At 65.2% G+C, this 10,321-nt stretch carries 10 protein-coding genes and 1 other annotated feature; of the genes, 3 read left to right on the top strand and 7 right to left on the bottom strand.

The genetic code is table 11. From position 1 onward, the window contains the following. Nucleotides 1-10 precede the first annotated feature (10 nt). From ABD194_RS01590 to ABD194_RS01575, 4 genes are all read right to left on the bottom strand, one after another. The gene (locus ABD194_RS01590) at nucleotides 11-1,243 is read right to left on the bottom strand and encodes a pilus assembly protein TadG-related protein (protein WP_343986485.1); all 1,233 of its coding nucleotides are present in this window, start codon (nucleotides 1,241-1,243) and stop codon (nucleotides 11-13) included. A gap of 41 nt (nucleotides 1,244-1,284) precedes the next feature. Further along, on the bottom strand, nucleotides 1,285-1,683 hold the full coding sequence (locus ABD194_RS01585; RefSeq protein WP_343986482.1) for a TadE/TadG family type IV pilus assembly protein: 399 nt from the start codon (nucleotides 1,681-1,683) through the stop codon (nucleotides 1,285-1,287). Between the two features lie 72 nt (nucleotides 1,684-1,755). Beyond that, the gene (locus ABD194_RS01580; RefSeq protein ID WP_343986480.1) at nucleotides 1,756-1,926 is read right to left on the bottom strand and encodes a Flp family type IVb pilin; all 171 of its coding nucleotides are present in this window, start codon (nucleotides 1,924-1,926) and stop codon (nucleotides 1,756-1,758) included. 131 nt (nucleotides 1,927-2,057) lie between these two features. Then, complete coding sequence (locus ABD194_RS01575; RefSeq protein ID WP_343986478.1) at nucleotides 2,058-2,228, bottom strand: Flp family type IVb pilin; 171 nt, start codon at nucleotides 2,226-2,228, stop codon at nucleotides 2,058-2,060. A gap of 224 nt (nucleotides 2,229-2,452) precedes the next feature. Between ABD194_RS01575 and ABD194_RS01570 the strand changes: the two genes are divergently transcribed. After that, nucleotides 2,453-3,796 (top strand): hypothetical protein, encoded by a 1,344-nt coding sequence (locus ABD194_RS01570; RefSeq protein ID WP_343986474.1) that lies wholly within the window; start codon nucleotides 2,453-2,455, stop codon nucleotides 3,794-3,796. A gap of 13 nt (nucleotides 3,797-3,809) precedes the next feature. Here the strand turns inward: ABD194_RS01570 and ABD194_RS01565 are convergent, their stop codons facing one another. After that, nucleotides 3,810-4,238, bottom strand: a complete 429-nt coding sequence (locus ABD194_RS01565; protein ID WP_343986472.1) for a GtrA family protein — start codon at nucleotides 4,236-4,238, stop codon at nucleotides 3,810-3,812. A gap of 90 nt (nucleotides 4,239-4,328) precedes the next feature. Beyond that, nucleotides 4,329-5,513, bottom strand: coding sequence for a hypothetical protein (locus ABD194_RS01560; RefSeq protein WP_343986469.1), 1,185 nt, complete (start codon nucleotides 5,511-5,513; stop codon nucleotides 4,329-4,331). Between the two features lie 575 nt (nucleotides 5,514-6,088). Here ABD194_RS01560 and ABD194_RS01555 point away from each other — a divergent pair. Next, nucleotides 6,089-7,353 (top strand): IS3 family transposase gene (locus ABD194_RS01555; protein ID WP_343986467.1). Its coding sequence is split into 2 segments (ribosomal slippage): nucleotides 6,089-6,380 and nucleotides 6,380-7,353, totalling 1,266 coding nucleotides; the frame shifts between segments, so codons are not numbered across the junction. Next, nucleotides 6,367-6,510: a sequence feature (AL1L pseudoknot), on the top strand. Its footprint overlaps the gene before it by 144 nt. Here the strand turns inward: ABD194_RS01555 and ABD194_RS01550 are convergent. After that, entirely contained in the window at nucleotides 7,319-8,062 is a 744-nt protein-coding gene (locus ABD194_RS01550; RefSeq protein ID WP_343986464.1) for an acyltransferase family protein, read from the bottom strand. The genes ABD194_RS01555 and ABD194_RS01550 overlap by 35 nt on opposite strands. A 286-nt stretch (nucleotides 8,063-8,348) precedes the next feature. On the opposite strand from ABD194_RS01550, the gene ABD194_RS01545 reads away from it, so the two are divergent. Further along, a complete protein-coding gene (locus tag ABD194_RS01545) occupies nucleotides 8,349-10,292 on the top strand; it encodes a hypothetical protein (RefSeq protein ID WP_343986460.1) in 1,944 nt (647 codons plus the stop codon). The last annotated feature ends 29 nt before the right edge of the window (nucleotides 10,293-10,321 follow it).

Genomic DNA, 10,321 nt, shown 5'->3' with positions numbered 1-10,321 from the left:
TCATTACTAATCAGCCAGCTGGCTTCACGAGGGTGATGCCGTAGTTCGGGTCGCTCGAGTCCGACCATTGAAAGTCGCCCTCAGCGATCAGACCGCGGGTGAACCACCCGAACAGACACCTGGCGTTACCTGAACACAGATACCTGCCGGCTGGCGGCTTGATGCTTTCCATCTTCGACCCTGCATCGTTGCCGAAGAACCAGCCAGAAACGTAGAAGGCGGCGAAGCCAGAGATGTGGTAGTACGTGTTCGACCCGCTGGATTGGCTACAGAAGTTCACGGGCGTAGCCGGGATTGGATTCGTCGGCGCCGTTGCTCGACAGTCGAAGACAGGGATATAGACGACCGTGCCGCGCATGTTCGTGAGATCCGTCTGACTGCATCCCTGGTTCGCTCCCGGATCAGTCTGCACCCAGCCCTCGCTTATGGTCGCCGAGCACCCTTGGCCCGCCAACCACGCGAACCCTCCTGGCGCAGTTCCGCCCGGGCTCGAGGTGTCACAGTTGGGGACTGGATTGTCCTTGGAGTAAACCCCGATTTCGACGCTCGGCCAGTCAGGCCTGTCATCGGTGTCGGAGTAGCCAGGCGAAGCTCCGGACGGCGCTTCCGCATAGTTGGCACTGGTTGGGTAGCCGGTTTGAGCCGCCCAGTCGCATTCCGACATGGTCAACGAGATGACCTTTTTGCTAGTGGGGGCGCCTGGACCCCAGGCTGCCCGAGCACACGCCGTCTGTCGTACGCCGTCCACCCCGGCGGCTGCCTTCGCGAAGAAGCTTGGAAGGATGGTGTTGCCAGCGGGGTCCGACTTGGTCTGTACGTACGTCTCCACGTATGCGAGCTTGGAGCCGTTGGGCGTGTGGTAGTCCGCGGAAAGCGGCGGGCATTGACTCAGATCCGTGACACTGGCGTCGACATTGGCGGACGAGCAAAGGGGCATGCTGGCAGGAAAAGCAAGGGCAGGGGTTGCGTTCCTGGCGCACTGTCCGTTGGTGCCCCGAGACCCATCAAGCTGAGACATGTTGTCGGCCGCATTGGCGCTTGCCAGCGCATTCAGTGCGGGCCCGGTCCCCGTGGGATCGCAGCTGGACGGGTCCAAAGCGCAGGTCTGCGCCAGGGCCATGGCCGCCGCGTCCGCACCATTCTGCAACTGCCGGCGTTCGTACTCGATGTTGCCCATGTCCACGCTGAAAGCCAGCATCCCCAGGACAACGGTCGCAGTGAAGACTGCGGTGATTACCGTCACCGCACCACGATCTCTGCGCCGCCTGGATCTGCGAAGCGTGCTTATCCGCCGCATTTCATCACCGCCGTGGAACTCAGAGTGTTTCCCATGCCCCATGAACCGCCGATGATCGAGATGGCAGGCTTGAGGACGATCCATTCAAACGGTGCCGTGACCGTCATCTTGGCATTGCCGCTGGCCGATGGACACTGATCCAGGACCGGATAGGTCAGGCTGGCAGAAGCCAAGCCAGGCACTGATGCCGCGGCGCGGGCCTTGATCTCAGCAGCGGTGAGGGAGCTCACCACTGCCGCTCTTACACCTTCCCTCGCCGCGTTGGTGAGCTGAGCTTGGTAGAAGTACGCCCGACCGAAGTCGACTATGGCGGCGAGCAGCAAGAACAAGACAGGGAAGACGATGGCGAACTCGACCGCGGATGCTCCATGCTCACGTCTGGCCATGCCAATCGCCCTCCCCTCGAAAAGTCTGTGTGCTGCCGCCCAGGGACCCCTTCCTGGACGGCGAGCCAAGTGTCAGACCTGTGATGCGACGTTCTGGAACGTCGTCGACAGGTTGTTGCCGAGCAGTGTCACGGCGGCGATGATCACAACAGCGATCAGGGCCACCATCAGGCCGTATTCGACGGCGGTGGCGCCGCGCTCGGACACGAGCCGGCTCTGGATCTTCGCAACAAGCTTGGTCATTGGTATCTCTCCCTGGTTGATGGGACCGACTGGTCCCGTTCTCATGAGTTGGCGAACTCGTTTCACGCCCATGACGAGCAAGAGACGGGGTGCGAGGCCCTCCCCCAAGGACCCCGCACCCCGGTGGAAGCTCAGACCTTCGAGGCGACGTTCTGGAACGTCGTCGACAGGTTGTTGCCGAGCAGGGTGACGGCGGCGATGATCACGACAGCGATCAGGGCAACCATCAGGCCGTACTCGACGGCGGTCGCACCGCGCTCCTTGTTGAGCAGGGTCTGGACCTTGGCAGCAATCTTGGTCATGATGAAGGGTTCCTCCCGTATGTGCAGGGCCACCCGATGTGCCCCCCGCAAGTGGAAGATTAGGTGGCACAACACGCCGTGTCCTGAAAATGCTTGAACTCCGCACGAATGTTTGAAAGCACCCGATTCGGGCGCCCTCGGTGAGAGCGTTGGGTACAGTCCCGCGTCACCCGACAGAACGGCATGGAGGAACGTTGCACAGGGCACAGGCGAGGCGTCCTCCCATGGTGGCGATGCCTCCCCTTGTCGTTGTGGCACTGGGTATTGCGGGGCTGGTGGGGAGCGCGGTGACGGTTGTCGGATCTGACGCCCTGTGGCTCTCGGCCTTGGGCGACCACATCTGGGCCGGCGGGGCCATTCCATCCGGAATCCCTTACGGCGCAGCACCATCCCGTGAATGGGTCAATACGACTGTCCTGGGCCAGCTGCTGCTTTCCGCATTGCATGGACAGGGGAGTCTGGGTCTGGTCATCGCCCAGGTCGTCGCTGCGGTCGGGACTTTGCTGCTGATCGCCTTCGACGCACTATGCCGAGGAGCGCGCTCCTCCTCCACAGCCTTGGTCGTCGTGGCCGTCTCGGCCGGAGCAGCTGCGCCTCTCTTCATAGCAAGAGCCCAGCTCTTGTCCCTTGTCCCCTTCTCGGCGTTGCTCGTCCTGCTCCGGCGCCAGCAGGACAGACCCACAGCTGCCGTCTGGTGGTCGATGCCGCTCCTCGCGCTGTGGGGGAACCTGCACGGGGCGGTCCTGATCGGCGTCGCCGTTCTCGGCTGCTACCTGATGTTCTCCCGACTCCGGCAGTCGCCCGCGACCGCCATCGCAGTTGCCCTCGGGTCTTTGATGGCCACCTGCCTCAACCCCGGACTTCTCCGGGCCCCTCGCTATTACCTCGGCGTCTTCAACGGCGGCGCTACGAGCGACGAGTCGGGCATGTGGAGCCGCGTGGACATCAGCAATCCTTTCGACCTCCTGCTCGTCCTCGCCGCGGTCGCTCTCGGAACCGCCGCGCTGCGGCGACGCCGTCCCCTCTGGGAGTACGCCGCGGGGCTTGGTCTCGTCCTCGCCACCTTCTCAGCTGCCCGGCACGGGCTGTGGCTGCTGATCTTCCTCGCGGTCCCTGCGGCCACCGCTGTGCATCGCGATCGGCCCGCGCCCTGGAGGACCAAGCGGGCAGACGCGCTCACGGCGACCATTGCCCTGGCCTCGGCCGCACTAGGCGTCACCATGCTCGCGCACCGAGCGCCGCAGTTCCGTGCCGCGGATGCTCAGGCAGCATCCATCGCCGCCGCCACCAGGGGCCACGTCGTTCTGGCCCCGGAGCCGTTGGTTGAATCGCTCGCGGCTGCCGGCGCGGTCGTGTGGGCCAGTAACCCCCTCGATGCCTTTGCGCCAGCCGACCAGGCGGCATACCTGGCCTTCTTGCGAGGAGACGCTGCCGGCGCTGCCCGCGCCCTGACCCAAGCAGACGTGGTTGTCACCGAGCCGCACACTCCGCAGGCGCGAGCCGCCATGGGGAGCGGCTACACCCGCATAGGAACCGTCGGTGGGTTCACCCTGTTCGGACGGGGGTAATGGAGCGGAAGCCTCACACGTGAGAGGACCCGGCCTCCGACAGTTCGGGGAAGACGCTGGTAGCCATGGGCGGAGCCGGTGTTCGGTCCTTGAAGACCACGGCGGCGCCAAGGAAGCTGACCGGCGCCGTCACGACAACGGTGAGCCCGGACAATCCGCTCGGCAGGCCCATCCGGCCGGCGATGGACAGCGCAGCCAGCCCGCAGAGGAAGGCGGTGACATTGACGATGCAGACGCCGACGGCACGCTTCGCCGTCAGTCGACGGCGGAACACGAAGTTACTGGCCGTCACGGCCGACAGTGCCAAACCAGCGGCATACCCGACGGCATACGCGAGCGGTGTCGGCGCGACCAGCGCCAACAGGCTCGTGACGACCGCGGTCAACAGGGTGTTGCCTCCGCCAGCCAGCACAAATCGAACCAGAGTCCGCACGGAGATCATGAGCGCCCCATCTGCCGTAGTTCCGTGTCGGCACCGTAAGCCTCGCGTTTGGGCCGTGTCCGGCGTTTACGACATCTGCAGCTTTCGCGGTTACGGGAACAGCTGCTCGCCCGGGTCACGAGCCACCGTGAAGGCGCGTGAGACCCACACGAACTGGAGCACGAGGCCCGCGGCCACGACCACCCCAAGAGTCAGCCACCGGACCCATCGCTTCTCGGCCGCATACTTCAGCCCGACTTCAGGAAACGGCCACAGCGGCGTGATCGCGAGCATGAGATAGCGGAAGATACTGGGACTAGGTCGGCTGGCTGCCAGGAGGTAGAGCGGGTAGGCCACTGACCAGACGCGCAGCTCTTGCCCCCATAAGGCGCCCTTCGGGCGAACCGAGACCAGTGCGACCAGGAGCACAACGGCTATCCCGAGGACACCGGCGGAGGTGAGGTGCGCCATGTCCCCGAGCCAGCCGCCCAGGCCATTCCTGTTGACTGGCCAAGCGGCCTGCGTTTCGAAAAAGGCACCTCGTCGGCCCGTGACAACCCACGCGATCATCGGCCACAGGCCAGCGGTGATGAGCACCGCGCACGTCGCCAGCAAAGGACCAATCGGTATGCGGCGCGCGGCCTCCTGGCGGCGGCTAGCTCGCCAGTCGGACAGCACCACCCACGCCAGCACGAGCCCCAACGGCAATGCCACCGGGCGGGTGAGCGAGAGGGCCACCGTCAAGAGGACTGCGACCGTGAGCTGGCGTCGCTGAACAGCGCGAATGAAGAGCACGACGAGGAGAAGCGCCACTCCCTCCGTGTAGGCCACCTGCAGCACCGGTGCAGTCACGTATGCCATCAAGGATGCCACCAAGGCGGCGGCGTTGAAGGTGCCGACCCGAGGCTTGACCAAGCGGAACAGGACCACCATGGCCACCGCCCCGAAAACCAGGCTGACAGCCCACGCGCTGACGTTGAAGGAAGCGCCCGTCACTGCCATGACGCCCCGGACGACCATGGGGTAGACCGGGTAGAACGCCCACTCGTTGGCCTTCACGACGCCGTGCTCGTCGACCGGCAGAATCCTCGGGTAGCCGTGATCAGCGATGGAGCGATACCACTGCCCGTCCCAGTTGCCGATAACACCGAGATAGCCAGGAGAGGCAGGCGACGGGGCGGTCACGTGGTACCCGGGGGCCGTCCGCTCCAGCGCTATCTGGTGCGAGGCGGCAACCGCGAGAAAAGCGGCACCGATTGCCGTGAAGACGAGCCATATGGCGAGCGGCAGAAGCACATCAGAGCGCGTGATCCGCCTCCCAGACTGAGTTGGGGGCACACGGCATTATGAGTCAGCGCAGCTAGTCACACCATTCAATCGACGTGCAGGCTGCGGGCCAACACCGCTCTCTCCTGCCAGCGGCGTGGGGCTCAACTCGTGCGCATGAGCGGGACGCCTGCCGGTTCGCCTTCGAGGTCAGTGCGCCTACAACGGCGGCTGAGACGCAGCCTTCGCAGGCGCAGCGCTGGGCTCTCGACGAACCGCCACGAGGCCCAGGCAAGGGGAGCCGCCAACGCAAGTGCGAGCAGTGCGAAGACCGGAGCAGGCACCAGAGTTGAAGCGCCGAGCAGGACAAGGGTCTGCTGCACCGGGAAGGCATAGACGTACATCCCGTACGAGATGTCGTTGCGGGAACCGATGCGTGTCGGTGCTGCGACGCTGGCCCACAGGAGGGCGTATCCAAGGGGCAGCGGAGCGACGGCACAAAAGACTCTGTTGCCGAGCAGGAAAGCCGCTATGACGAGCAGTAAGCACATAGTGTCCCGTTCCGGGTCTGATGGAGGCTCTCATTCCACGGAAGGATGAGAGTCATGGCAGCACCGAGGAAGTACCCGGAGGAGCTTCGGGAGCGAGCGATCAGGATGGCTGTGGATCTGCGGCGTGACCCAGACACCAAGGCTGGCGCGGTGAAGCGGGTCGGTGACCAGCTCGGGATCAACCCCGACACGTTGCGCAACTGGGTCCAGCAGGCCGAGGTGGACGAGGGCCACCGGCCGGGCGTGACCACGGCTGAGGTGCGGCGGATCGCCGAGCTCGAGCGGGAGGTCAAGGAGCTGCGCCGGGCGAACGAGATCTTGCGGACGGCGTCCGCGTTTTTCGCCGCGGCGGAGCTCGACCGCAAGCTCAAGTGAGCACAGCGGTGCTCGTCGAGTACATCGACGAGCACCGCGACCGGTTCGGGGTCGAGCCGATCTGCACAGCCTTGACGGAGGCAGGCACGCAGATCGCCCCGAGCACGTACTACGCGGCCAAGAGGCGCGCGCCGTCGGCCCGGTCCGTGAGCGATGCCGCGACGCTGGCGGTCATCGAGAAGGTTCACGCCGAGAACTACGGCGTGTACGGGATCCGGAAGGTCCACGCCGAGCTACGCCGGCAAGGTCACTTGGTGGCTCGCTGCACGACGCACCGGCTGATGCGCCAGGCCGGGCTGCGCGGGGTCAGCCGCGCGAAGGGCCCGCGCACGACGATCCCCGGCAGTGGACCCGACACCCGGCCGGACCTGGTGCAACGGGCGTTCACGGCCACGGCACCGGATCAGCTGTGGGTCGCTGACATCACCTACTGCCGCACCTTCGCCGGGTGGGTGTACGCGGCCTTCGTCATCGACGTCTTCTCCCGCCGGGTCGTCGGCTGGCAGCTGGCCAAGAACCTGCGCACCGACCTGGCGCTGGACGCCCTGGAGATGGGGTTGTGGGACCGGGCCCGCGCCGGCCGGGACACCACGGGCCTGATTCACCACTCCGACAAAGGAGTCCAGTACCTCGCCATCCGCTACACCCAGCGCCTCGCCGACGCCGGTGCTGTCGCGTCGGTGGGCTCGACCGGCGACTCGTACGACAACGCCCTCGCCGAGGCGTTCAACTCGCTGTTCAAGGCCGAGCTGATCCGCAACCGTGGTCCGTGGCGATCGATCGATGACCTCGAGATCGCGGTCGCGGAGTACATCGACTGGTTCAACCACCGACGCCTGCACGGCGAGATCGGGCTCGTCCCTCCGGTCGAGTTCGAAGACCAGCACTACCGACAGAATCCCGTGGCGGTTAACGTCGTCGCGTCAGTTCCGAGCCTCCACTAAACCCGGAACGGGACATAGCTGCCGCGCGGCCGCTGCAAGCGACATGCTTACGTACCAAGAAGATGAGAGCGCCAGCAGCGAAGAACCCTGCGAATCGCACTGACTGTGACACGACGTAGATGTTCATCGCCGAAGGCCACACAGCGGTGAGAGCCGCCGCGGCCGTTACAACGGCTAGTACTGCGGCAACCTTGGCTCGAAACAGCGAAAAGAGCACCGTCAGGCCCATATAGCAAGCGAACTCATAGGACAACGTCCACAGTGATCCGTTCCACTGGCCAGGTACCGCGACTTTCGCAAGCATCGAGCCGATGCCCGGTTGACCCATTTGCAGCGCAGCGTTTCTCGCCACATAGCTCGCACCATCGGCCAGGCTGACCGGGGTGCCCGTGAGCCAAGCCCCGAAGGGAGCGAACGCGAAAGCGGTCGCCAGGAGAACAGCCCACAGCCCGGGAAAGATCCTCAGCGAGCGCTGCCACAGAAATCGCCAAAACCGAAGCCGCACCCGGCTCCCGGCTATCAAGAAGCCCGACAGAACGAAGAACGCATCGACGGCGTACGCGGCGAGGTCCGGGACAAGAGGCGGGTTGATGCCGTAGCCGACGTTCCACGAGTGCCCCACAACCACGGCGCAGGCCAAGGCGAGCCGGACTGTGTTGAGCGCGTTGTCGTGGGTGTCGAGCCTCCCCCATCCTGGTTCCCCTGGCACGCATCACAGGATGCCTGTTCAGGTTCACCGTGTCCCCGGATTGAGGCCGTAGTAGTAAGTGCTCATGAGCACTGCTTTCAGGCGGTGGACCGGTACGACGCCCAGGAGGGCCGCGCGCACGCGCCTGTGCCCCTTAATTCGCATTCACCCCTAACCGTGCCGATCCCCCTTTAGGCTGACGGCATGCATCGCCGCCGACCTGCGTGCTTCGCCGATCTCCGGCGCAGCTCGGGAGTGACGAGAATCGAGCACTCGCCGCCGTTCACCGCCCGATGAGTCAAGCGAGATGATGCCCGACGTCTCCGCCGGACTCGGTGCAACGGCGATTCAGGCGTCCGAGCGTCCCGCGACCACCCGCGCCTGGTTGTCCTTGGCAGTCGGGCTTGTCACGGTTGGCGCGACGGCGGTGCTGCTGTCGGGCACGAACTCTCCCCTGCTCGAAGTGCCGTTAGCAGTCATCCTCGTTTGCTTGGCCCCGACCTCCTCACGCCTGGACCGCCGGATAGCCACCAACCTTTCCCTGGCCTTCGGCTTCGTGCCATTCGCCCTGTCGATGCCTCCGGTCCTCGGTGCACGGACAGCAGCGGTCGCCTCGCTCTCACTCGCCACGGGAGCCTCGGCCGCAGCGCTTGCCCTCAGGCCGACGCGTGCCAGACTGACGCTTCGATGGCGGGACGCTTCAATCGCGCTGGGTGCATTGCTGGCGGGCCTGGTGGCTCTACCTCTGAGTTCTCCAGACGGTCCGCGGGGGGCGCTCTCCCTGCTGAGTGCGAACATCGACAACGCTTTCCACTTCGAGATGTTCCTCGAACGGCGACTGATGACCGCGAATTCGCCGCTGGTGGCCGCCAACGCCGACGCCACCGGGTTCGCGTTCGACGACTACCCGCAATGGCTCCACAAGCTGCTCACCGTCTTGGCACAGATCGGCTTCGGCGATCCCGGTAGTGCGCCGACAGAGCTGGTGAGGTTCGCCCAGCTCGAGTGGATCATCTTCGTGGCCCTCGTGGTCTTGGTGACGGCAGCGTTCCTTCAGGCCCTGCCCGAACGCACCCCGGCGCTCCTTCTGGCACCGGCCCTCGCGGTTGTGTTCAGCCTGCTGGTGGGCGTCCCCGGACCGATCAACCTGATCCAGGGACACCTCAGCTTCTTGGTGGCGGCGTGTGCGCCCCTCGTGATGTTCCTCCTCGCCTACCCCAAGGAGCGAGTTGGACCGGGGCTTCTGCTTGTCCTGGCGGGGCTCGTCCTCGTCACCGCATCCTGGTTCCTGCTTCTTCCCATGGCCGCAGCGGCACTCCTACCTACACTTATTGAGATCTGGCGTCGCCAGAAGGGCTTGGTCCGTTGGTTGACACTGGGGATACTCGGCGTGACCGCCGGCGCCATCGTTCCGCTCTTCGTGATTGGGCCACTGAGTCACGGCGCCTTCGCAGCCCTCCTCAATGACGGAGCCATAGCGCGCATAGGGCTACCCACGACTGGGGCCGTAATGGGCGCCTCTCTGCTGCTGATGACGGCGCTCGCAAGGCGCCGTGACGCTCCTCGACTTACCCGGCACATCCTCGTGATCGTCGCGGCGATTCTGCCTACGGCGGCACTAGCCTGCTTCATGCTCACGCAGGTGGGCGAGCTGAGGTACTACTTCTGGAAGTTGGCGCTCGGCTCGCTGATCGTGGCCGCCTTGGTCGCCACACACGGCGTTGTCGTCTTCGTGAGGAGCACAAGTCATAGCCGGGGCAGCCGGCCGCAAGCGATCGGTGCCGTGGTCATCGGCTTGGTCGCGGCTCTGGGGCTCGGAAGCGCACTGCAAGATTCCGCTGCGCCATCAGCGGCCTGGACTGCGATGACTCCTCACTCGCTCGAGGCTCGCGAGGCCAACGGCGCCGCGGGCGATGCCACCCTGCCTCTTCACCTCGCGGCAGTCATGACTCCGCGCGACGCGGCACACACCAGTCTGATCGCCACACGCCCGAGCGACATGAACCCCGTGCATGCCGCCGAGTGGTTCCATGCCCTCAGCCACTCGTCAACGCGCCGATCTGCCGACCTCACCCACGCCGTTTACCAGCTTGTCGATGAGCGCGGCAACCTCAGGTTGGGAGTGGAGCTCGCGCGGCGCGCCCTTGTGCAGGGGGACGCCCGTGTGTTGGTGACGGATCCGGAACTCTATCGACGAATTCTCTCTGCCATCCAGGTGTCGCAGCGACCACGCGTCTCATTGGTGTCATAACCTCGCCCGCCAGCCGAATCGCCATATTC

The organism is Terrabacter terrae, assembly GCF_039529575.1.
GTDB lineage: Bacteria > Actinomycetota > Actinomycetes > Actinomycetales > Dermatophilaceae > Terrabacter > Terrabacter terrae.
Note: the sequence above shows the minus strand (reverse complement) of the source record. Positions and strands in the feature narration are given on the sequence as shown.

Bases quoted from the DNA above. Each gene is read 5' to 3' on its own strand.
- ABD194_RS01575 (WP_343986478.1), bottom strand. From the start codon at position 2,228: ATGACCAAGATTGCTGCCAAGGTCCAGACCCTGCTCAACAAGGAGCGC.
- ABD194_RS01565 (WP_343986472.1), bottom strand. From the start codon at position 4,238: ATGATCTCCGTGCGGACTCTGGTTCGATTTGTGCTGGCTGGCGGAGGC.
- ABD194_RS01585 (WP_343986482.1), bottom strand. From the start codon at position 1,683: ATGGCCAGACGTGAGCATGGAGCATCCGCGGTCGAGTTCGCCATCGTC.
- ABD194_RS01570 (WP_343986474.1), top strand. From the start codon at position 2,453: ATGGTGGCGATGCCTCCCCTTGTCGTTGTGGCACTGGGTATTGCGGGG.
- ABD194_RS01580 (WP_343986480.1), bottom strand. From the start codon at position 1,926: ATGACCAAGCTTGTTGCGAAGATCCAGAGCCGGCTCGTGTCCGAGCGC.
- ABD194_RS01545 (WP_343986460.1), top strand. From the start codon at position 8,349: ATGATGCCCGACGTCTCCGCCGGACTCGGTGCAACGGCGATTCAGGCG.